At 63.8% G+C, this 21,069-nt stretch carries 20 protein-coding genes; 15 read left to right on the top strand and 5 right to left on the bottom strand.

What is annotated here, in order from left to right:
• Positions 1-173: 173 nt before the first annotated feature.
• The 3 genes from PV760_RS20090 to PV760_RS20080 all read left to right on the top strand — a co-directional run bounded on the left by PV760_RS20090 (position 174) and on the right by PV760_RS20080 (position 2,726).
• Positions 174-1,106: an endonuclease domain-containing protein gene (locus PV760_RS20090; RefSeq protein ID WP_210078490.1), complete on the top strand. Its 933-nt coding sequence runs from the start codon at positions 174-176 to the stop codon at positions 1,104-1,106.
• A gap of 178 nt (positions 1,107-1,284) precedes the next feature.
• Complete coding sequence (gene fbaA, locus PV760_RS20085; RefSeq protein ID WP_018780061.1) at positions 1,285-2,304, top strand: class II fructose-bisphosphate aldolase; 1,020 nt, start codon at positions 1,285-1,287, stop codon at positions 2,302-2,304.
• Entirely contained in the window at positions 2,304-2,726 is a 423-nt protein-coding gene (locus PV760_RS20080; protein WP_039239501.1) for a DUF3151 domain-containing protein, read from the top strand. The genes fbaA and PV760_RS20080 overlap by 1 nt, the downstream gene beginning before the upstream one ends.
• Before the next feature lie 64 nt (positions 2,727-2,790).
• Here PV760_RS20080 and PV760_RS20075 read toward each other — a convergent pair whose 3' ends face one another.
• The 3 genes from PV760_RS20075 to PV760_RS20065 are packed head-to-tail and all read right to left on the bottom strand — an operon-like array spanning position 2,791 to position 5,773.
• Positions 2,791-3,612: an ABC transporter ATP-binding protein gene (locus PV760_RS20075; RefSeq protein ID WP_354628533.1), complete on the bottom strand. Its 822-nt coding sequence runs from the start codon at positions 3,610-3,612 to the stop codon at positions 2,791-2,793.
• Complete coding sequence (gene fepG / locus PV760_RS20070; RefSeq protein WP_354628532.1) at positions 3,609-4,673, bottom strand: iron-enterobactin ABC transporter permease; 1,065 nt, start codon at positions 4,671-4,673, stop codon at positions 3,609-3,611. Before fepG ends, PV760_RS20075 begins: the two co-directional genes overlap by 4 nt.
• Positions 4,670-5,773: an iron chelate uptake ABC transporter family permease subunit gene (locus tag PV760_RS20065; RefSeq protein WP_354628535.1), complete on the bottom strand. Its 1,104-nt coding sequence runs from the start codon at positions 5,771-5,773 to the stop codon at positions 4,670-4,672. Before PV760_RS20065 ends, fepG begins: the two co-directional genes overlap by 4 nt.
• Before the next feature lie 87 nt (positions 5,774-5,860).
• Between PV760_RS20065 and PV760_RS20060 the strand changes: the two genes are divergently transcribed.
• Complete coding sequence (locus tag PV760_RS20060; RefSeq protein ID WP_465121692.1) at positions 5,861-6,913, top strand: ABC transporter substrate-binding protein; 1,053 nt, start codon at positions 5,861-5,863, stop codon at positions 6,911-6,913.
• Positions 6,914-7,059: 146 nt separating this feature from the next.
• On the opposite strand, the gene PV760_RS20055 is transcribed toward PV760_RS20060, so the two are convergent.
• Complete coding sequence (locus PV760_RS20055) at positions 7,060-7,692, bottom strand: uracil-DNA glycosylase family protein (protein ID WP_018780067.1); 633 nt, start codon at positions 7,690-7,692, stop codon at positions 7,060-7,062.
• Positions 7,693-8,081: 389 nt separating this feature from the next.
• On the opposite strand from PV760_RS20055, the gene PV760_RS20050 reads away from it, so the two are divergent.
• The 5 genes from PV760_RS20050 to PV760_RS20030 all read left to right on the top strand — a co-directional run bounded on the left by PV760_RS20050 (position 8,082) and on the right by PV760_RS20030 (position 13,421).
• On the top strand, positions 8,082-8,810 hold the full coding sequence (locus PV760_RS20050) for a SipW-dependent-type signal peptide-containing protein (protein WP_354628531.1): 729 nt from the start codon (positions 8,082-8,084) through the stop codon (positions 8,808-8,810).
• 96 nt (positions 8,811-8,906) lie between these two features.
• On the top strand, positions 8,907-9,425 hold the full coding sequence (locus PV760_RS20045; RefSeq protein WP_018780069.1) for a signal peptidase I: 519 nt from the start codon (positions 8,907-8,909) through the stop codon (positions 9,423-9,425).
• Positions 9,426-9,432: 7 nt separating this feature from the next.
• Positions 9,433-10,164 (top strand): hypothetical protein, encoded by a 732-nt coding sequence (locus PV760_RS20040; protein WP_055974336.1) that lies wholly within the window; start codon positions 9,433-9,435, stop codon positions 10,162-10,164.
• A complete protein-coding gene (locus tag PV760_RS20035) occupies positions 10,161-11,927 on the top strand; it encodes a choice-of-anchor G family protein (protein WP_055974333.1) in 1,767 nt (588 codons plus the stop codon). The genes PV760_RS20040 and PV760_RS20035 overlap by 4 nt, the downstream gene beginning before the upstream one ends.
• Before the next feature lie 204 nt (positions 11,928-12,131).
• A complete protein-coding gene (locus PV760_RS20030) occupies positions 12,132-13,421 on the top strand; it encodes an adenylosuccinate synthase (protein WP_018780072.1) in 1,290 nt (429 codons plus the stop codon).
• Between the two features lie 83 nt (positions 13,422-13,504).
• Here the strand turns inward: PV760_RS20030 and PV760_RS20025 are convergent, their stop codons facing one another.
• Positions 13,505-14,719 (bottom strand): sensor histidine kinase, encoded by a 1,215-nt coding sequence (locus PV760_RS20025; protein WP_354628530.1) that lies wholly within the window; start codon positions 14,717-14,719, stop codon positions 13,505-13,507.
• A 163-nt stretch (positions 14,720-14,882) separates the two neighbouring features.
• Here PV760_RS20025 and PV760_RS20020 point away from each other — a divergent pair, with 163 nt between their 5' ends.
• The 6 genes from PV760_RS20020 (at position 14,883) to PV760_RS19995 (ending at position 20,946) form a co-directional block, all read left to right on the top strand.
• Positions 14,883-16,343 carry an MFS transporter gene (locus tag PV760_RS20020; protein WP_354628529.1) on the top strand — a complete coding sequence of 487 codons (1,461 nt, stop codon included), beginning with the start codon at positions 14,883-14,885 and terminating at the stop codon, positions 16,341-16,343.
• Between the two features lie 10 nt (positions 16,344-16,353).
• Positions 16,354-17,226, top strand: coding sequence for an SMP-30/gluconolactonase/LRE family protein (locus PV760_RS20015; RefSeq protein ID WP_193590794.1), 873 nt, complete (start codon positions 16,354-16,356; stop codon positions 17,224-17,226).
• A 97-nt stretch (positions 17,227-17,323) separates the two neighbouring features.
• On the top strand, positions 17,324-17,557 hold the full coding sequence (locus tag PV760_RS20010) for a DUF6480 family protein (protein ID WP_026267494.1): 234 nt from the start codon (positions 17,324-17,326) through the stop codon (positions 17,555-17,557).
• 48 nt (positions 17,558-17,605) lie between these two features.
• Positions 17,606-18,529: an NADP-dependent oxidoreductase gene (locus tag PV760_RS20005; protein WP_018780077.1), complete on the top strand. Its 924-nt coding sequence runs from the start codon at positions 17,606-17,608 to the stop codon at positions 18,527-18,529.
• A gap of 330 nt (positions 18,530-18,859) precedes the next feature.
• Complete coding sequence (locus PV760_RS20000) at positions 18,860-20,494, top strand: ABC-F family ATP-binding cassette domain-containing protein (RefSeq protein WP_354628528.1); 1,635 nt, start codon at positions 18,860-18,862, stop codon at positions 20,492-20,494.
• Between the two features lie 71 nt (positions 20,495-20,565).
• A complete protein-coding gene (locus PV760_RS19995; protein ID WP_227453672.1) occupies positions 20,566-20,946 on the top strand; it encodes a hypothetical protein in 381 nt (126 codons plus the stop codon).
• Positions 20,947-21,069 lie beyond the last annotated feature (123 nt).

The raw sequence follows: 21,069 nt of genomic DNA, 5'->3' as shown, positions 1-21,069 counted from the left end.
GACCCCAGCCAACCGGCTAAACCAGCTGCTACAAGCGGCCTAACCCCCAGCGTTGCTCCCACCAATTGACTTTGCCTGCCCGGCATTGTCATTAAATGCCACCTCGGCGGGGTGCGTGCGGCTAAGGCTGTGGATAACCCGATGCGCACCCGGCGGACCAGCAAGAATGGGGCATGCGCAGGGCACCACTTCCGGATCATCTGGCCACGGGTTCCTTCTCTGTGCACGCATCGGACAAGGCCGGGGTAACCCGGTCACGGACACGTGCCAAGGACTTGGTGCTGGTTTCCAGGGGAATTCGTGTCCCGGCTGCGTCCGATGCTTCCGGAGCCGCCGCCTTGCGCGCCTACACGGACCTGGATGACTCCTCCATCCTCGTCTCGCTGTCGGCGGCGCGGCTCTGGGGTATTCCAGTGCCTGCCCGGCTCAGCGGGGATTGGCGCATCCACCTTGCACGACGCCGGGGATTCAGTTTTCCCCGCAGGGTCAACGTGGCGGGACACCTCCTCACGCTCCTTCCGGAGGAAACGGTGGAGTACGACGGCGTCCGAGTCACCTCGCCTGCGCGGACGTGGCTGGACTTGGCCGCGTTGTCCACCGTGGAGGACCTGGTTGCAGCGGGCGACTACCTCGTGTCCTCTCATGGCCCTGATTTCCCGGTGCCCAAAGAAGCGTTGTGCAGTATCGCAGAGTTGCAAGATGCCGTGGGAAGCCATCCGGGCATGCGGGGAGTGCGGACTGCTCGGGCGGCACTGGAACTCATCCGTGTCGGCGCCGACTCCGCCCCCGAATCACGGATGCGCCTGGCCCTGGTCAACGCCAACCTGCCCGAACCCGTGCTCAACCACGCGATCCGCAATCAGTTCGGCCAGGCCGTGCTGTGGCCGGACGCCGCCTACCTTGAGTACCTGGTCTCCCTCCAATACGACGGCCAACACCATGGCGGCGCGGAGCAACACTTGCGGGATATCGAGCGCCAGGAGAAGTCGCTCGCCCTTGGCTGGCTGGAAGTCCGGATTTCCAAGCATGACCTCGAAGGTGAGCGGCCCGCCGTCGTCCATAAAGTCCGCCGTGCCCTCCAGAGCCGCGGCTGGCGCGCGAGGTGACATTTAATGACAATCGCAGCGCGCGGGATTGTCATTAATTGCCAACTCGGCGGAAGTGTTAAGAGCCCCAGTGACCCGAAACACGGCGCCCCCGCGGATATCGCTAGGATGGGTGCTAGCCGTAAGCGGTCTACTCCAGGGTTACCAACCCACAGACGAATTCAGCATAGGAGTCACCATGCCCATTGCAACCCCAGAGATTTACTCCGAGATGATCGACCGCGCAAAGGCTGGCGGATTCGCTTTCCCTGCGGTCAACGTGACGTCGTCGCAGACTCTGAACGCTGCGATCCGCGGTTTCGCCGAGGCCGAATCGGACGGCATCATCCAGGTTTCCACCGGTGGCGCAGCCTACTGGTCCGGCGCTTCGGTCAAGGACATGGTTGCCGGTTCCCTCGGCTTCGCCGCGTTCGCCCGCGAAGTTGCCAAGAACTACAACGTCAACATCGCCCTGCACACGGACCACTGCCCGCAGGACAAGCTGGCGGACTTCGTTCTGCCGCTGCTGGCCGCTTCCGAGGAAGCCGTCAAGGCCGGCAAGGACCCGATCTTCAACTCGCACATGTGGGACGGCTCGCACGAGACCCTCTCCGAGAACCTGCGCATCGGCCGTGAACTGCTGGAGCGCGCCGCTGCTGCCAAGATCATCCTCGAGGTCGAAATCGGCACCGTTGGCGGCGAAGAAGACGGCGTTGAGAACGAGATCAATGAGAAGCTCTACACCACCACCGAGGATGCCCTCGCCACCATCGAGGCCCTGGGTGCCGGCGAAAACGGCCGCTACCTGACCGCCCTGACCTTCGGCAACGTGCACGGCGTGTACAAGCCGGGCAACGTGAAGCTCCGCCCCGAACTGCTCAAGCAGATCCAGGCTGAGGTTGGCGCCAAGATCGGCAAGGAAAACCCGTTCGACCTCGTGTTCCACGGCGGCTCCGGCTCCACGGAACAGGAAATCGCTGACGCCGTTTCCTACGGTGTCATCAAGATGAACATCGACACCGACACCCAGTACGCGTTCACCCGCCCGGTTGCCGGCCACATGTTCTCCAACTACGACGGCGTCCTGAAGGTCGACGGCGAAATGGGCAACAAGAAGACCTATGACCCCCGCGTCTGGGGTGCTTCCGCTGAAGCCGGCATGGCCGCGCGCATCGTCGAAGCCGCCCAGCAGCTCGGATCGGTGGGCAAGACCTTCTGATGTCCGACGAATTCCGGAAGAACCTGATGGGGCCGGAGCCCACGCTCCTGCCCGCCGAGAACGAGATCTACCAGCACCTGGCCCTCGGCAAGGAAGCACTGGACCTCGTGGCGCAGAACCCCACATCGTCACTGCTGTGGGCCATCCTCGCCGAGGAAGCCTGGGCGGAGGGCCGGACCATCGAGTCCTACGCCTACGCCCGCGTCGGTTACCACCGCGGCCTCGATTCGCTGCGCCGCAACGGTTGGCGCGGCGTCGGACCCATCCCGTGGGAGCACGAGCCCAACCAGGGCTTCCTGCGCGCGCTTTACGCACTGGGCCGGGCCGCTTCGGCGATCGGTGAAGCTGAAGAACCTGAGCGGATCGAGAAGTTCCTGAACGACTCGGACCCGAAGGCCAAGGCAGCGCTCGAAGCCCGCTAAAGCCAAGCAAACGACGACGGCGACCCTCACCAAAAGGCGAGGGTCGCCGTCGTCGTTAAGGGCGTCAGTCCGTGACGGCTGAGTGCCGCGGGCGTCCCAGCGGGACCACCAGCGGCGTGTGCGTCACGGGGTCATCGATGATTTTGCAGGCCATCCCGAACACTTCCTCCACCAAGGATCCGGTGATGACGTCGGCGGGGGCGCCTTCGGCCACCACCACGCCGTCCTTCATGGCGATGATGTGGTCAGCGTAACGGCTGGCGTGGTTGAGGTCGTGGAGCACGGCAACCAGTGTGTGGCCCTTGTCCAGGTTGAGCTCGCGGAAGAGTTCCAGCAGCTCGATCTGGTGAGCAATATCGAGGAAGGTGGTGGGTTCGTCCAGGAGCATCAGCGGCGTCTGCTGGGCGAGCACCATGGCCACCCACACGCGCTGCCGCTGACCGCCGGAGAGCTCGTCCACCAGCCGCCCGGACAGGGCCGAGACTCCGGTGGCTTCCATGGCCTCCGCTACCGCGGACTCGTCCTCCACACTCCACTGCCGCAGGAGTTTCTGGTGCGGGTACCGGCCGCGGGCCACGAGATCAGCGACCGTGATGCCGTCGGGGGCGATGGAGGACTGGGGGAGCAACCCGAGCCGGCGCGCCAGTTCCTTTGCGGGCAGCGACGTTACGGATTTTCCGTCCAACAGCACCTGTCCGCTGCGGGGCTTGATGAGCCGGGCGAGCGCCCGCAGCAGCGTGGACTTGCCGCAGGCGTTGGGCCCGACGATCACCGTGAACTTCCCCTCGGGGATGCGCACATTGAGGTTCTCGGAGATGACGCGCTGCTCATAGCCAACAGTCAGGGCTTCTGCGTGGAGCTGCGGTGCAGCAGTGGTGAGGCTCATGATTTCCTTGCTTCCCTGGCCAGCAGCCAAACGAGGTAGATACCGCCGATGCACACCGTGACAACCCCAACTGGCAGTTGGATCGGAGCGAAGAGACGTTGCGCCGCGAGGTCGCTGGACGCCAGCAGGAAGGCACCCATCACCGCGGAAGGCAGCAATGTGATGCCGGCACTCCGGGTTAGCCGCCGGGCAAGCTGGGGAGCGGCGAGGGCCACGAACGCGATGGGACCGGCCACTGCAGTGACGGCAGCCGTCAGCGCAACGCCCAGGATGAGCAACAGCAAACGGGTGGGTTCGGCCCGGACGCCCAAGGCCCGGGCGGCGTCGTCGCCCATTTCCAGGAGCTGCATGCGACGCGCCACGGCCAGCGTGGCCAAACCAACCACAACAACCACGACGGCGGCCGGCGCCGCTTGCTCCCACGTGATGCCGTTAAGGGACCCGGCTCCCCAGACGGCGGCCGCCAGGGCGGCCTCAAGTTCGGCTTGCAGGATGAGCCAGTGGTTCAGCGCAGCAAGCATGGCGCTGATGCCGATACCCACGATGATGAGCCGGAAGCCCTGGGAACCACGGCGGTAGGCCAGCAAATAGACGGCCAGGGCTGTGAGGACTCCGCCCACCAAGGCGCCGGCCGCAACTCCCGCATAACTGCCACCCACCGTGAGCATCACAATGAGCGCCCCGGTGTAGGCACCCGTATTGAAGCCGATGATGTCAGGGCTGCCCAGCGGGTTGCGCGTCATGGACTGGAAGATGCCGCCGCTCATGCCAAGCGCCGCACCGAACATTAGCGCCGCCAGGACCCGGGGAAGGCGCCATTCCATGACGATTGTTTGGGCGAGCCCCAGGGCATCGCCGGTGAAGGCTTGCAGTACTTGTTGTACGGAGACCTCGTAGTCACCCGTGGCCAGCGAAACCACGGCCGCGGCAAGCGCGGCCAGAAGCAGCGGAATGCAGACGAGCATGCTGCGGATATCCAGCCGGAGGCTCAGCGAACGGTTGCGGACCACAGCAAAAGGCCGGCCGAAGTCGACCCTCTTCCCTGGGTCCAGGCGGCTCATAGCCCGCTCACTTTCCGGCGCCGTGCCAAGGCGATGAGTACAGGCGCGCCGATGAACGCTGTCACCACACCTACCTGCAGCTCGCCGGGTGCGGCAACCCTGCCAACAACGTCCGATACCAGCAGCAGGATGGGGGAGAGCAGGACTGTCGTGGCCATGATCCACCGCTGGTCCGGGCCCACGATCCACCGGGCCACATGGGGAACCATGAGTCCCACAAAGCCGATGGCGCCAGCTCCTGCTGTGGCTGCGCCGCTGAGGAGGGTGATGGCCACGACGCCCAGGATGCGGGTGCGGTTGACGTTGGCGCCAAGGGAAGTGGCGAGGTCGTCACCCAGTGCCAGGGCGTTGAGGCCACGGACGCAGAACAACGCCACGAGCAATCCCACGCCCATGAACGGTGCCACCGTGGCAACGGACTCCATGCTGCGGGTGTCCAGTGAGCCGATGCTCCACGAGCGCAGGTGGTCAAAGGCCTTGGGGTTCAGGAGCGTGAGTCCGGAGCCAATGCCGGTGAGGACGGCGCCCAGGGCAACACCGGCCAGTGTCAGCCGGATGGGATTCACCACGTTCCGTCCTGAGGTTCCGATCAGGTAGACCGCTGCGGTGGTGAGGATGGCCCCGCCAAACGCGAACCAGATGTAGCCGCTCAGGGTAGCTACCCCGAAGACACCAATGGCCACCACGATCGCAAACGAGGCACCCGCGTTGACCCCGAGGATGCCGGGATCGGCCAGTGGATTCCGGGTAACGGCCTGGATCAGCGCGCCGGCCATGCCCAAGGCGACTCCCACAGCGATCCCCATCAAAGTGCGCGGCAACCGGCTTTCAAGGATGATCGCGTGATCGGCGGTGTCCTGCGGGTTGGTGAAGGCCTGGAGAATGGTGGACGCCGGGATGAGCTTCGCACCGACACCCAGGCTTAGCACCACGGCACCGAGAAGGATTGCGGCCGCCGCGAACAAAAAGGTGACTCGCCAGCCGGATCTCTTGACGACGCCGCGTGGGGCCGCGTTGTCACCTGACTGGGCCGCGGTTGCTGGCTCGCCGGCGTGCGGCTTGGGAGCGGGAGCCATCAGTTGGGACACGACAGGGACCATTTCAGAGAGGGGCAATAAAGGAAGGGCTATCCGTGACTGTCGTCACAACGTCACAGAAGTGTGCCCTAATTAGGTTAGCCTTACCCAGTGAAAAATGACGATTTTGAAGTTCAGCCGCCCAAGGGCTCCCGTGCGCGAAAGCTCGTAATGAAGGCGGTCGGTGCCACCTTGCTTATGGCCCTCGTCGCGGGCTGCGGCACCAGTGGTACCTCGGGTTCCAGCGCGGGCAACGCCGATGTTGCCACGGGAGGATCGAAGTTCACCACCGCTGACCAAGAAACGGCGAAGCTCGGCACGGACGCCGCACCCGGCGTTTTCCCGCGCACCCTGACGCACGCAAACGGTGAAACAACCTTGGAGAAGAAGCCCACCCGCGTGGTGGTACTCGACACCGGCGAACTCGACGACGTCGTCACCCTTGGCGTCACGCCGGTGGGCATGGCCACCACCGAAGGCGCCAACCCTGTTCCCACCTACCTGGCTGACAAGGTCAAGGATGTCCCCTCCGTGGGCACCATCCAGGACCTCAACCTTGAAGCCATCGCAGCGCTCAAGCCGGACCTCATCCTCGGCAGCAAGCTCCGGGCCGACAAACTCTACAAGCAGTTGTCATCCATTGCCCCCACCGTGTTCAGCATCCGGCCAGGCTTCCCGTGGAAGGAAAACTTCCTCCTGGTCGGCAAGTCACTGGGCGAGGAAGACAAGGCCACCAAAGCCCTCAACGACTACCAGAGCGAAGCTGACGCGCTGAAGGCAGACGTCAAGGGCGACCCGAAGATCTCGCTGGTCCGCTTCCTGCCGGGCAAGATCCGCCTGTATGCCAACAAGTCCCTCATCGGCGTCATCCTGAAGGACGCAGGCTTGGCGCGCCCGGAGAACCAGAACATTGATGAGCTCGCGGCTGAAATCTCGGCCGAGAACATCGAGCAAGGCGACGCCGACTGGATCTTCTACAGCAGCTACGGCGACCCCTCAGCCACCGGGGAAACCTCTGTAGTTGAAGGCGCTGTCTGGCCCAAGCTCGGCGCAGTCAAAGCCGGCCACGCGAAAGCGGTCAATGACGACGTCTGGTTCCTCGGCCTCGGCCCCACAGGCGCCCAGCTGATCCTGAAGGACCTCCGCAGCATGCTGGTCGGCTGACCCGGCCCCACCACAAGAACCCCAACGACGACGGCGGCCCTCACCAAAAAGGTGAGGGCCGCCGTCGTCGTGTGTGTTGTGGGGCCTGGTCTGCGGGTTATTCCGGGGGATTGGGACGCAAAGCGGGCCCCACAACGAAGGTGTGACTAGGCCTTGCGGGGGATCCCCGTGCGGGCCATGGCCTCGGCGTAGGCACCGTGGATGGCATCCAGGTATTCCTGCTGGCGTGCCGGCGTGCCCGCGAAGGAGCGGCCACCGAGCGAGCGGACTTTGAACGTCTTGAAACCGCGGCGCGCGATGCTGGCCGGTGCAGCCTTCATGAGCTGGTCCGCCAGGCGGTGGGCTTCGTTTCCGTGTGCCACCAGGGCAGAGGTGCGCGGCAGGAGCTGCAGGAGGCGAAGCAGTGGCTTGAGGCCCTCGGTGATGTTGGCGGGGGTGAGCTTGCCCGGCTCCTCGTTGGGCTCGATCCACGGGTAGGCGTTCCACGGCATCATGAGCTCGGGGCGGAGGCCCAGCTGCCACTGCATGCCGAGCATGCGGGTGGCTGCTTCCTCGTCGCCGGGGGTGATGAAGCCCTCACCGGTGGTGGTGCGCTGATTGGAGAAAAGGCTGACGATGCGGCAGTCATCCATGCTGTGGGCGGGGTCGATGTAGAGGACCTCGCTGCCTGGCTTCTGCTCCTTGATGGAGTCGCACAGCTCGTTGACCTCAGCGATGTGCGGTTCGTAGCGGCGGTTCCAGAGGATTTCTTCGGGTGATTCAGTCGCCAGTTCTTGCATCAGGGGTTAGGTCTCCTAGGTGTTACAGCGCACCGTTCCAAGGGGCCGCGGGCATGCCGCAGCCGAACCTCAAAGGGTGCTGTTGGGGGCTAACTAACCTTACCGGACTTACTGCCCCAATGGGGGCCGTCCCGGCGCGCCACTTAATGCGACGCGGCGTGTTGCCCGGGAAACGTGTCAGGCATCTCGGCCCGCCCGCAACTGCGGCACAAGGTTCGACGCCGGTGCGGCGCTCCCTGCCAGCGTCGAACGCCGGCATTAACCCTAAAGTGCACCTCGGCCGGGTGGGGCTTTTCCTTCCCCAGATAATGACGTTTGAAACTACTGGTTCCGGGGGAACCGTTCGGCCTCCCCGCCAGCTCAGCATCATCAACTGTGGGGGTTAAACAATGGTCGCTAAGACGTCATCCAACAAGGCAACGAAAGTTCGGGCGCTCCTCGCCGGCGGGCTTGTCCTGGGCGTGGGAGCTGCGTTCACCTTGGCTGCATGGACAGACAACGAGTGGGTCTTCGGCAATTCCGGTGGGGACAACGGACCGGGCACGCTGACCTACCACATGGAGCAAAACACTTTCAGCAACACCAACGGTACGGGCGCCGATGCGTGGAGCGACAAGCCGAACATCCCCACCGTGCCGAGCTCGGCAACTGACGGGGCACTGACGTTCGGCGCCATCTCGGCCGCCCTCAAGCCCGGTGATACTGCTTACGCGCCCATGCAGCTCCGGGCCGCGGCAGGTTCCGAAGCCCTGACGGCCACTTTGGCGGAGGCAGTCAAGCTCGGCGGAACCGCGCCGGCAGCCGACACCACCACCAATTCCCTGGCCCTCTACAACGCCCTGACCTACCGTGCGGTCCAGGGCGTCACACCGGCCAACTGCGCTGCAGGTACGCTGACCGGCGGCACCGACATCGTAGGTTCGGCAGCTGCCGGCGTCCCGCTGACGACAGTTTCCGCAACCCCCATCGCACTGCCGAAGGGTGCCGACGCAGCAACGGCCGGCTCCGCGGTGAACATTTGCTTCGCCATCACCCTCCCGTCCGCCGTGACGGACGTGACCCTGCAGGGAAAGCAGACGGTTCCGCTGTGGAGGTTCACCAGCATCGTCAGCTCGTAACGCAGCTCTGTGACAGAGCCCTTGACCCGGACCAGAAGCTCGTCCCCATTGCCCCCTTCGGCCCCTGCCCTAGGCGGGGCGGGCTTCTGGGCCGTCTTGTCCCGCATCCTCAAGGTCTCCCGTGAAATTGCCTTGACTCTGCTGGCCTTGCTCGGGCTGGTGTGCATTCTGGCGCTGGTCCTGGGTTTCGTCTACAAGGCGTCGTTCGTGGTCTTCCGGACCGGATCCATGGAGCCCATCTATCCGGTCGGGGCGCTGTCCCTTACCGTGCAGGTCCCCGCCGCGGAGCTGGTCCCGGGTGATGTCGTCTCCGTGAAACGCTCGGAATCCGGCGTCCTGGTCACCCACCGCGTGGTGTCCGTGGAGCCTGACGGCTCTGGTGCTTCCTTACGGCTCAAGGGCGACGCGAACAGCTCGGAAGATCCGCTGCCTTACCAGGTGGACACCGCCCGGAAGGTACTGGCAACGGTACCCGCAGTGGGTTCCTGGGTGATGGCCATGCGGGGGCCTGGTTTCATCGGCGCTGCCACCATGGCGGTCGCCGCGCTTGTGGTGTGGGCGTACTGGCCCAAGCGGGTACCCCGTCACAAAGGTGTGGTGTCAACAGGGAGGTGAAAGAGCTGTGAAGCAGTGGAACCGGGTGGTGAGGCCCGCAGCGGCAGCGTGTGCCGCCGTCGTCGGGGTGCTGTTCTGTGCCGTCCCTGCCCAAGCCGCCGACCAGCTCATCCCGGTACCCGAGAACGGAACCCCGGGCGTCCTTTGGCTTTCCTCTTCCGTGTACCCGTTGGAGTTCCCGCAACTGGCACCAGGCGATTCGTTCGTGTGGCAGATCGGGTTGTCGCTGGAAAAGCCCCAAGCCACCTCCTCCTTGCAGCTCGTTGCCACAGGCGGCCTGGCCGCCGCTGACGGATACGGCATCGCCGTCGATGAATGCCCGTCCCCGTGGCAGGGCGACAGCGGGCTGAACAAGGAACTGAGCTGTCCCGAAGGCTCAACGCCCAGGATCCAGCCCACCCGCCTCAACGATTGGGACCAAGGCCTCCGTGTCCCGCTCAGCAACCTCCGGGCCGGGACCGCACCGTACCTCCGTTTCACCCTGGCAGGACCCGCCAGCGCCCCGCCCCAAGACGCGGCGCTCACCTTGGGGATCGGGGTAACCGCCATGGGAGACGACGACGGCGGCAGCGCGCCTTCGCTGCCACCGGGCACCGACGGCGGAAGCAAAGAACCCCTTGGAAGCACGGGTGCCACGTCCCTCCCCGCGCTGTTCGCCGGGGGCGCGCTGCTCCTCCTGGGAACCGCCGTCCTGGCGATGCTGAAACGGCCGAGTGAAGCCAAGGAGCAAGGCGCATGACGCTCCGACGCCCGCTGAGCGAACCCCTGCGCCGGGCATTCCTCAACCGTCCACGCCGCTCGATTCTCGTGGCAGCAGTAGCCGCCATCAGCCTGGCCGCCACCACAAGCATCACCACAGCTGCGTGGACGGACAGCGAATGGGTGAAAAGCGCCGTCGGCGTAAGTTCGCCCGGAGACTGCAGCACAAACTCCATGTTCACCAACCAGGCCTGGGCGAGGGAACTGCACGGCACAGTGCTCAACACCAATCTGGACACCGTGGCAGGGGTCCAAGGGCTGACTGTGCTGAACAACGGCACCACCGCTTCGCCCACCCCGGTCTCTGCGGTGCTGGTACCCGGCACTACTGACGCTTATGTCACCAAAATTCCGGTGACGGCCTTGGGCAGCAGCCCGGTCTCGGTGGGGCTGGGATTGGGTGTTCCCGTAGGTGGCCTGGGAACGTATACGCAGTGGGCGCGCTCGCAGAAAAGCGGGCAGGCCCAGGGCGCTTCGGGGCTGGTGTCGGACCAGACGGGTGCTGTGGATGTCGCAGGGACAGCGCAGGGAGCAGGCAGTGCCCCGAAAGCGGCCAGTATTTCGCTGGGCAACATCGTTCCTGCCTCATTGTCCGGGGTGACCCTTGATGTTGGGGCGATTGCATCGTCCTCCAAGGTGGACAGCTGTGTCATGACCAACGGGTGGCCGATGCTGGACACCACACCTACCGTCCAGCGCCAGTACGGGATTGCCGGGCTGGACCTGACGGCGGCGATTCCCGCCGTCGGGACGTTGTCCACCAGCGGGGCTTCACTGGTGGGGACGGTTCCTGCGCAACTGAATGCGTTGCTGGGGACGGGTGGGTTGACTACCGGGATCTCCGACGGAGTCTCGGCACTGATCAACCCCTTGCTGGGGACATTGTCGCTCGGGTCCATCAGCACCACTGCGACGCTCTCTGCTCCGGATCTGACCGGGGTCACCGCCATGATGACCGAGTCCATGACTGATGGGATTGTCACCGTCAACCTGGGAACCGGGACGGTCAAGGTCAACATCGCGGCCCTGACCGGCAGCTCGGTGACTGGCTTGAACGGCATGGAACCCAATCACGCTGTCGTTCTGGATGCGGCCACGACGACGGCGGTGACCTCCAGGGTTACTGCCTTGCTGGATTCGTGGAAGAACCGGGTGCTGGCTGCGCTGACTACCGCGCTGCGCGCCATTACCTTGAACGCCACCACCAACATCACCCTGAAACTGGCCGGGCTCAACGCAGCGACCATCGGCGTCAAGATAGGCGCGGCCACCGGCGCCAGCACAGGTATATCTCTGGGCGACTTCCTGGATGGCACCGCCACGGCACCCCAAGTAACCGCCAACGTCATTGGCCTGGATTTGGGAGGTGTGGTGGCTGCTTTGCTGGGACCCATTACCTCGGCCCTCCTCACCGGAACCAACAACGTGGTGAAGACCGTCCTCAACGCCACAATCTTCAACACCGGCCTGGTCGCCAACCTGGGTACAAGCCTGCAGGCGTTGATCACACCGGTGATCAACGCCGTTGGGCCGGTCCTGACAGCTGTCCGGACGCTGGTGGCCATCAATGTCAACGTCCAGCCCGATCAGAGCTGGCCCGGCACCAAACCGGCGGATGTCACTGCTGCGGCGGGAGAATACAAGGTCTCGGCCATTCGCGTGGGGCTGGTGGACAGTGCCGGCCTGCTGAGCCTGTCGCTGGGGAGTTCGTCGGCTGGTCCTGCCGCCCTGGTTGTCCCGTGACTTTGTCCACAACTGCAGGCCAACGTTGGGCCAACACCAGAGAAACCGTTGCCATCGGCTAAACTTGGCTGGTAAGAGCCCCGAACTCTTGCGTATGCCAGCCCGCGTGGCAGGCTGCACCGGTAACGTCGGGGCATTCTCATGTACGGCGCCAAGCCCCAGTCATCCTTCTGGGGTCAGCCCGAAAGAATGGGGGAGGATCCCATGCCCGCTATCGTGATCGTCGGAGCCCAGTGGGGCGACGAAGGCAAAGGCAAAGCAACCGATCTGCTCGGTGGCCGCGTTGACTACGTGGTCAAGCCCAACGGCGGTAACAACGCCGGGCACACCGTGGTTGTTGGCGGTGAGAAGTATGAGCTGAAGCTCCTTCCCGCGGGCATCCTGAGCCCCAACGCAATTCCCATTATTGGCAACGGCTGCGTGGTGAACCTGGAGGCTCTCTTCCAGGAAATCGACGGCCTTGAAGCCCGCGGCGCTGACACCTCGCGCCTGCGCGTTTCAGCCAATGCCCACCTTGTTGCGCCGTACCACCAGGTGCTGGACAAGGTCACCGAGCGCTTCCTTGGCAGCCGCGCCATCGGCACCACGGGCCGTGGCATCGGTCCGGCTTACATGGACAAGGTGGCCCGCCTGGGCATCCGCGTCCAGGATGTCTTCGACGAGTCCATCCTTCGCCAGAAGGTGGAAGGTTCGCTGCGCCAGAAGAACGAACTGCTGGTCAAGGTCTACAACCGCCGCGACATCGTGGTGGATGAGATCGTGGACTACTTCCTGTCCTTCGCCGAGCGGCTCCGCCCGTTGGTTATCGACAGCACCCTGGAGCTGAACAACGCCCTGGATGAGGGCAAGGTTGTGCTCATGGAAGGCGGACAGGCAACGTTCCTGGACGTGGACCACGGCACGTACCCATTCGTCACTTCCTCCAACCCCACGGCAGGCGGCGCATCCGTTGGCTCGGGCATTGGCCCCACCCGCATCTCCCGCTCCATCGGCATCATCAAGGCCTACACCACCCGCGTTGGCGCCGGCCCGTTCCCCACGGAACTGTTCGATGAGATGGGCGTCTACTTGCAGAAGACCGGCGGCGAGTTCGGTGTCAACACAGGCCGTCCCCGCCGTTGCGGTTGGTACGACGCCGTCCTGGCCCGCCACGCTTCCCGCGTCAACGGCTTCACGGACTACTTCGTCACCAAGCTGGACGTCCTGACGGGCATCGAGCAGATCCCCGTCTGCGTTGCCTATGACGTCGACGGTGTCCGCCATGATGAAATGCCCATGACGCAGACCGAGTTCCACCACGCAGTGCCGATCTTCGAGTACTTCGACGGCTGGACCGAGGACATCACCGGTGCCCGCACCCTGGAAGACCTCCCCGAGAATGCCCGCAACTACGTGCTGGCCCTCGAGAAGCTCTCCGGCACGCGCTTCTCGGCCATCGGCGTCGGCCCGGACCGCGACCAGACCATCGTGGTCCACGACTTGATCAACGACTGACCACCAGCTGATTTACGACGGCGGCGGGTCCCCTCGGTTCCATACGGAACCTGAGGGGGCCCGCCGCCGTCGTTAAGTTACGGTCAGCTGCCACTGCCCAGGTGGATGGTTACCATGGTGCCGCCGCCCGGTGCGGAACCGATCTCAAGCTGTCCACCGGCTGCGGCCACGATGCGTGCACAGGTTGCCAGGCCGAGGCCTGTTCCGGGAGGGTCGTCTTCCCTGTGCAGACGGACCAAGGGGTCCAGCACCCGGTCACGGTCGGGTTCGCTGATTCCCTTGCCGTTGTCGATCACCCGGAAGGTTGCGCCCTCGTCCGTCCGTTCGCCCGTGACGTGGATGGCCGGCGGAACTCCGGACCGGGTGTAGGTGACCGAGTTATGGATCAGGTTCTGAAGCAAGACCCTCATCTGGCCGGGATCGGCACTGAACACAAGATCATGGCAGTCCACGGAAGCCCCGTTCGCTTCAAGGCTCGCAGCCAAGTCCTGGACCACGTCTTCCACCAGGGCCTTGAGCGAGATCTGGGCAGGCCGCACATCTCCGCCGATAGTGGCGTAGGCAAGGACGTCTTCCACCATGCTCAGCATCCTTTGCCCGGAATTGGCCACGACGTCCAGGTACTGGGCAATGGTCGCATCGGCGGCGTCCTGGGCCTCCATTTGGCTGAGTTCGACGAAGCCGAGGATGGAAGTGAGTGGATTGCGCAGGTCGTGGCTGATGCGGCCGGCGAATTCGGCGAGCAGGGCGTTGCTGCGTTGCGCCTCGGCCAGCGCCTCGGCCAGTTCCCGTGCGCGGTGTTCAAGGGCGAGGGCTTCGACGACTTCCGCTGCCAGGATCTCGAGGCCCTGGCGTTGCCGGTCGCTGAGCCGGCCGGTTTCCCGTGCGCCGGCGCAGAGCGTGCCCAGAACAAAACCGTCGTCGCTGACCAGCGGCACGGAAGCGTAGAACCTGATCGCGCCGCGGCGGCCGTCCACAAACGGGTTGTCCCTGTACCGCGCATCAAGCGATGCATCTTCCACCACCGTTGAGGCCCCGCTTTGGAAACCGACGGCACACATCGAATCCTCGCGGCTGCACAGATACGGCTCCAGGCCGGCCGTGGCCACTTGGTACTGCAGATCCTCCGTGATGATGTTGATGGCCGTCACCGGTTGTCCGCACACCGTCCGGGCCAACTCCACCAGGTTCTGCAGCCGCTCCGAGGGTACGGGAACAGCGATGTCCAGCCCCGGTCCGGGGACGGGAAGGCCCTTGCGGGAGAGCATCGAATCCCTGGGTAACTCGCCTGTTCTCATCCAGCCATCCTGTCAGATGAGCACTACAGGTCCTTGTCACAAAACAGCTGCCTGTCGTCGTGCTCTGCCCGGACCCGGGACTAATTCCGTTACCCCCGCCGTTACCTCCTTTGGGGCATGCCCCGGCAACGAACGCAACCAGACGACGACGGGGACGAGATACATGACTACAGAGACTGCTGACGGAGTCGGATTCCGTTCCCGACGCGGACCCATCCTCATTGCCTTGATGCTTTCCACGGGCTTGGTGGCCATCGATTCAACGATCGTCGCCACGGCCGTGCCGTCCATTGTGGAAGACATCGGCGGTTTCAGTTCCTTCCCCTGGCTCTTCTCGGCGTACTTGTTGGCACAGGCTGTTTCCGTGCCTATCTACGCCAAGCTTTCCGACGTCGTGGGCCGGAAACCGATCATCCTCAGCGGCATTGGCCTGTTCCTGCTGGGATCCATACTGTGCGGGGTGGCATGGAGCATGCCGGCCCTGATTGCCTTCCGGGTGCTTCAAGGCCTCGGGGCAGGCGCGGTGCAACCAGTGTCAATCACCATAGCGGGGGACATTTACACCCTTGCCGAGCGCGCCAAGGTGCAGGGTTATCTGGCCAGCGTGTGGGCCATCTCTTCCGTGGTGGGGCCAACACTCGGTGGCGTCTTTGCGTCATTGGGGATCTGGCGCTGGATCTTCCTGATCAACATCCCGTTGTGCTTCCTGGCGGGTTGGATGCTGGTGCGCACCTTCCACGAGGACATTGAGCGTGCCAAGCACCGGATCGACTACCTGGGTGCCACCCTGCTGACCGTTTCCTTGAGCCTGCTGATTCTCGGTGCGCTCGAGGGTGGCCAGGCATGGGCCTGGAACTCACCCGTCAGCATCACGGTCTTCGCGGTGGGTACCTTGCTGCTGGGCGCTTTTGTCTTGGCTGAGCGGCGGGCGGCGGAGCCGATCCTCCCGTCATGGGTTCTGTCGCGACGGTTGCTCGCCACCACGGCCTTCATTTCCTTCGGCGTGGGCGCAGTCATGCTGGGCCTCACTTCCTATGTCCCGACCTTCCTTGAAGGTGCCCTGAAGACGTCTCCCATTCTGGCCGGCCTTGCATTGGCTGCCTTGACCCTGGGCTGGCCGATCAGTGCATCACAGGCCGGCCGGTTCTATCTACGGATCGGGTTCAAGCGGACGGCCTTGATCGGCATCTCCATCTCGGTGGCGGGTGCAGCAGTACTGGCGCTCACCGCGTCCTCGCCCAACGTCGTGTTGGTGGCATTGGCGTGCTTCATCGTGGGCTTGGGGCTTGGCCTGGTTGCGACCCCCAGCCTCATCGCCGCCCAGTCGAGTGTTGAATGGAACGAACGCGGAGTGGTCACCGGAACCAACCTCTTTGCCCGTTCCATCGGCAGCGCCCTGGGAGTGGCTGTCTTTGGTGCGATCGCCAACGCCATCTACGCCGGCGGTCCAAGTGGTGGCGCTGATCCGCAAACCACCATCAATGCGTCTGCGGCGGTGTTCGTGGCGGTGCTTGTCAGCGCCGTCCTCACTGTCGTGGCCGTGATCGCCATGCCCGCTGCGCAGCGGGCGGACAGCAACACCCCGAAAGAAGAAAAGGCCGCTGTGACACCTGCGGAGGACTAATCTCGAACGCATGGATGAACTGATCACCGGCACTCTGGAAAAGCTCTTTGAAGGCACTGTGTGGGCCGAAGGGCCGGTCTGGATTCCGGAATCTCAGACGGTTCGTTGGAGCGACATCCCCAACAACCGCATCCTGGAGTTCAACCCCGCCACGGGCGCCACGCGCGAGTACGCCACCGCCGTCGAATACACCAACGGCCGGACGCTCGACCACGACGGGGACGTAGTGCAATGCAGCCACGGCCGAAGGCGCGTGGAGCGGGACGACGACGGCGATGTGACGCCGATCGTCGACTCGTTCGGTGAGTACCGGCTCAATTCGCCCAACGACGTCGTGGTCGCCGCAGATGGAACGGTCTGGTTCACTGATCCGCCCTATGGGATACTGCCGGGCACGGTTGAAGGTCATGAAGGCGAACAGGAGTACGGTGGCTGCTACGTGTTCCGCTTCGACCCTGCGACGGAGGAACTAAAGCCGGTGGTCACGGACCTGGTCCATCCCAACGGCCTGGCTTTCTCGCCGGACGAGTCACTGCTGTATGTTTCGGACACGGCGGGGGCCGCGCATGGCGTCCCGTTCCGCATCGCAGCCTACCCCGTGGAAGACGGGGCGTGTGGGGCCGGAACCACGTTCGTAGAGCTGGAGGAGGACCGGGCTTCTGACGGTTTCCGCGTTGACGTCGAGGGCCGGGTGTGGACATCGGCGGGGGCTTCTGTCCGTGTTTACGCGCCGGACGGCAGCCTGCTGGCCGCCGTCGAACTTCCTGAAAGGGTTTCCAACCTGTGTTTTGGTGGTCCCGACGGTCACGACCTCTACATCACGGCCACCACGTCTCTGTACCGCCTTCGCACCGGGACGCGCGACACTGTGTGGACGCGCTGACCCGGGCTCCCGCTGATTTATAAGGTTGCTGTGGTTCTGGCCGGGCTGGTTCGATACGCTGGGTCAAAGCGACACCACTGCAACCAGGGGAGTGAGCGTGTCAGGACCTAATCCCGACCCGTACGAGGACAAGATCACAGGCTTGGAACCTGGTGGGGGAGTGCCGCCGGGCGAAACCCCGCCCGGCGAGTCGTCGACGGCCGGCCCCCAAGGCCACGATGAGGGTGGCCCGAGGAAGGGCACCCAGGTCCTGTGGCTCTCGATCATAGGCGTCTTTGTCCTGTTGTCGATGCTGTACTTCATCGGGTACATCGTGGGGTTCTTCGACTGAGCCGGCCAGCTAAGGAATAGCCGGCCTCAAGTGGAAGTTGACGCTCACATGAAGGCAATTACCTATAACAAGTACGGAAACCCGGACGTCCTGGAACTCACTGACCAGCCAATGCCCAAAGTAGGGCCGGGCATGGTCCTGGTCAAGGTCAAGGCGGCCTCAGTGAATCCGGTGGACTGGAAGATCATGGCCGGCTACTTGGACCCCCTCATGGACCTGCAGTTCCCGGCCATTCCAGGGTGGGACGTCGCCGGCGTAGTGGAGTCGACAGGTATTGACGCTCCGCACTTCAAGCCCGGCGATGAGGTCATCGCCTACGGCCGCAAGGATTACGTCCACGGTGGCAGCTTTGCTGAATACATTGCCTTGCCGGAGCGGCTCCTGGCCCGCAAGCCGGAGTCCTTGGACTGGAACGAATCCGCTGGCTTGCCGCTGGCCGGGTTGACTGCATTTCAGGTGCTGAAGCGGCTGGAACTGGCCGCGGGCGAGACTGTCTTGATCCATGGCGGTTCGGGCGGCGTGGGTTCGCTCGGTATCCAGATTGCGAAGGCCCTTGGTGCGAAGGTGATCGCCACTGCCTCGGAGAAGAACCATGACTTCCTCCGGTCCCTGGGGGCCGAACCCGTGGCCTACGGCGAAGGGCTGGCGGAGAGGGTGCGTGCCCTGCGCCCCGAAGGCGTGGAAGTGGTTGCGGACTTCGTGGGCGGCAACCTTTCGACCACCCTGGAGGTCCTGAAGGAAAACGGTCGCCACGCCTCCATCGCGGACAGTGATGTCGAGGAGCACGGCGGCACCTGGATGTGGGTGAATCCCGTGGGTGCTGAGCTGCAGGAACTTGCCGATTTGGTGGACGGGAACAAACTCCAGGTTGAGGTAGCGGAGACTTTCCCCCTTGCTGAGGCGGCGGAGGCGTTCCGCCTCAACATGGAAGGCCACACGCGCGGCAAGATCGTGGTCACGGTCGGAGCCTAAGGGCATAACGCGAACGACGGCGGCGGGTCACGTTGGGTTTCGTTTCGGAACCTGGCGTCGGCCCGCCGTTTGGCGTGAAGCATGGTGTTTCTTCAGCAGGTGTTCCTTCAGCAGGTGTTCCTTCAGCCCGGAGTTTCTTCAGCATGGGGAAATTTGCCTTGTTAGGCCATCTTTGTGAGACTGAAATCCTCTATTCCCCAGTGTTAGGCCGATGTTTTGACGGACATTCAAGGTTTCGCGACGCAAACCAAGCGCTGACACGCACCTGATTTCCTTCCGGGCCGGTGGTTGCAGCGCATTCGCTGAAATCACTGGAGTCCTGAAAACATCATGCCTTTTACAAAAAATCCGTCCATCACCCTGACTGACGTCCGCCTTCAATGGCCGGACGGCACCACTGCCCTCACCGGGATTTCCGGGACCTTCGGAGTGGGCCGCACGGGCCTGGTGGGATCCAACGGTGCGGGAAAATCGACGTTGCTGCGCCTCATTGCCGGCGTGTTGACTCCAACGAGTGGCCGGATCAGCACCAACGGCGAGGTCGGCTACCTTCCGCAGACACTTACCCTCAAAACCGACTCAACCGTAGCCGACTTGCTCGGTATCGGCCCTAAGCTGCGGGCCTTGCGCGCCATCGAATCCGGCGACGCCGCAGTGGAGAATTTCGAGATAGTGGGCGATGACTGGGACATTGAAACCCGTGCATACGAGTCCCTGCGTCATATCGGCTTTTCAGGATCGGACCTTGACCGGAACGTCGGCGAGATTTCGGGCGGCGAAGCCATGCTGGTCGCGATCACCGGACTTCGGCTCCAACGGACGGCAATTACGCTGCTGGACGAGCCAACGAACAACCTGGACAGGGATGCCCGCGCCAGGCTCTCCGGCCTCATCACTTCCTGGCCAGGAACGCTGGTGGTGGTCAGCCACGACCTCAGCTTGCTGGAGTTGATGGATAACACCGCGGAGCTTCATGCCGGGGAACTCACGGTCTTCGGAGGTCCATACAGCGCCTGGCGGTCCCACATGGATGAGCAGCAAGCAGCAGCTGTGCAGGCTGCCCAAGCTGCAAAGCAGGCTGTGAAGATCGAGAAGCGCCAACGCCAGGATGCTGAAACGAAGCTGGCCAAGCGTGCCCGGACCGGCCAAAGCAGCTACGAAAACAAGAAGGGCTCCAAGATTCTCATGAACCAGCGGGCCTCCGACGCGCAGGTGTCTGCGGGGAAGCTGCGCTCGGGGTCGGACGACAAGGTTAACGCCGCCCGGACCGCACTGGATGAGGCCTCGTCCAGAATCAGGGAAGAGGAGCGGATCAGCCTGAATCTTCCGGATCCGGACGTTCCCCGTGGACGCCGGATAGCCGAGTTGCGCGGGACCAATCGTGCCTTCTTCGTAGAAGGCCCGGAACGGGTGGCCATCATTGGTGCGAACGGAGTGGGAAAGACCACCTTGCTCGAACGCGTGGTCGCCGGTGAGTCCTTGCCCGACAACGACGAGGTGAGTGACGTCGTCGAATCCGGCACTGCCGGTGGTCGCCTTCTCACCGGGCGTGCCGGCTATCTGCGGCAGCGCCTCGATGGCTTGGACGATGCCGCGACCACGCTGGAAAATGTCCAGGCTTCGGCACCAAGCGTTCCCGAAGGTGAAATCCGGAACCAGTTGGCGCGGTTCCTGCTAAGGGGCGACAGCGTCTACCGGCCCGTTCATACGTTGTCCGGTGGCGAGCGGTTCAGGGTTTCGCTGGCCCGGCTCCTCTTTGCCGATCCGCCGCCACAGGTACTGATTCTCGATGAGCCCACCAACAACCTGGACATCCAGAGCGTGGACCAGCTCGTCGAAGCGTTGAACGCCTATCGCGGCGCCGTGATCCTGGTAAGCCACGACGACGACTTCCTGGACCGTCTGGATCTGGACCTTGTGCTGAATCTGGACCATGACGGATCACTCACGGAGTTGCCGTCGTAAGGAAGTAAGTTCCGGAACCCTGAGGCGGGACGCGCGCCATGTAGTCTGGGAATTTCGATTTGGGGGAATTTATGGTGACTCGTCAGCGCAGCGGCTGCTTTTCCGTAGTGGCGGCAGGAATCCTGTTGATGGCGTGGATCGGCTCCATTTTCTGGACTGCCATCGACGAAGGTGCGGTGCCCGCCGACTCGTCGTTCCTTACCGTTCCGTCGCCCAGCGAAGCCGGGGCGATCAGCACACACTGTGGTTCGGGAGGCTGTTCCCGGGTAATGACCGTAAACGTCAAGCCACCTCAGACATCGCAGTCGATTGCAGCGGAGATGGGGCTGACGCAGGAACGCTGCGAACCGATGAACCTCTGGACCATGCGGAAGACTTGTACCGGAGTCTCCAGTGACGCCGGGGGGCTCAAAATCTACCTGCAATACTCCACGTTCTTCTCCAAGTACTAGCTTCGAGGTACCAGGCACTAGCTTCGAGGTGCCAGGCACGACGACGGCGGCGCGCCACCCTCGGCTCCCATGGAACCGAAGGTGACCCGCCGCCGTCGTGCTTTAAGCGGATGGCCGGTGAGG

Source organism: Paenarthrobacter sp. CC6 (assembly GCF_040560085.1).
Classification (GTDB): domain Bacteria; phylum Actinomycetota; class Actinomycetes; order Actinomycetales; family Micrococcaceae; genus Arthrobacter; species Arthrobacter nicotinovorans.
The sequence above is the reverse complement of the archived record's forward strand: the minus strand, read 5'-3'. Positions and strand labels throughout refer to the sequence as shown.

What these genes read in the sequence shown, in the direction of transcription:
- PV760_RS20090 (WP_210078490.1), top strand. Translation starts at nt 174, where the DNA reads ATGCGCAGGGCACCACTTCCGGATCATCTGGCCACGGGTTCCTTCTCT.
- fbaA (WP_018780061.1), top strand. Translation starts at nt 1,285, where the DNA reads ATGCCCATTGCAACCCCAGAGATTTACTCCGAGATGATCGACCGCGCA.
- PV760_RS20080 (WP_039239501.1), top strand. Translation starts at nt 2,304, where the DNA reads ATGTCCGACGAATTCCGGAAGAACCTGATGGGGCCGGAGCCCACGCTC.
- PV760_RS20075 (WP_354628533.1), bottom strand. Translation starts at nt 3,612, where the DNA reads ATGAGCCTCACCACTGCTGCACCGCAGCTCCACGCAGAAGCCCTGACT.
- fepG (WP_354628532.1), bottom strand. Translation starts at nt 4,673, where the DNA reads ATGAGCCGCCTGGACCCAGGGAAGAGGGTCGACTTCGGCCGGCCTTTT.
- PV760_RS20065 (WP_354628535.1), bottom strand. Translation starts at nt 5,773, where the DNA reads ATGGTCCCTGTCGTGTCCCAACTGATGGCTCCCGCTCCCAAGCCGCAC.
- PV760_RS20055 (WP_018780067.1), bottom strand. Translation starts at nt 7,692, where the DNA reads ATGCAAGAACTGGCGACTGAATCACCCGAAGAAATCCTCTGGAACCGC.
- PV760_RS20050 (WP_354628531.1), top strand. Translation starts at nt 8,082, where the DNA reads ATGGTCGCTAAGACGTCATCCAACAAGGCAACGAAAGTTCGGGCGCTC.
- PV760_RS20035 (WP_055974333.1), top strand. Translation starts at nt 10,161, where the DNA reads ATGACGCTCCGACGCCCGCTGAGCGAACCCCTGCGCCGGGCATTCCTC.
- PV760_RS20030 (WP_018780072.1), top strand. Translation starts at nt 12,132, where the DNA reads ATGCCCGCTATCGTGATCGTCGGAGCCCAGTGGGGCGACGAAGGCAAA.
- PV760_RS20025 (WP_354628530.1), bottom strand. Translation starts at nt 14,719, where the DNA reads ATGAGAACAGGCGAGTTACCCAGGGATTCGATGCTCTCCCGCAAGGGC.
- PV760_RS20020 (WP_354628529.1), top strand. Translation starts at nt 14,883, where the DNA reads ATGACTACAGAGACTGCTGACGGAGTCGGATTCCGTTCCCGACGCGGA.
- PV760_RS20015 (WP_193590794.1), top strand. Translation starts at nt 16,354, where the DNA reads ATGGATGAACTGATCACCGGCACTCTGGAAAAGCTCTTTGAAGGCACT.
- PV760_RS20005 (WP_018780077.1), top strand. Translation starts at nt 17,606, where the DNA reads ATGAAGGCAATTACCTATAACAAGTACGGAAACCCGGACGTCCTGGAA.
- PV760_RS20000 (WP_354628528.1), top strand. Translation starts at nt 18,860, where the DNA reads ATGCCTTTTACAAAAAATCCGTCCATCACCCTGACTGACGTCCGCCTT.
- PV760_RS19995 (WP_227453672.1), top strand. Translation starts at nt 20,566, where the DNA reads ATGGTGACTCGTCAGCGCAGCGGCTGCTTTTCCGTAGTGGCGGCAGGA.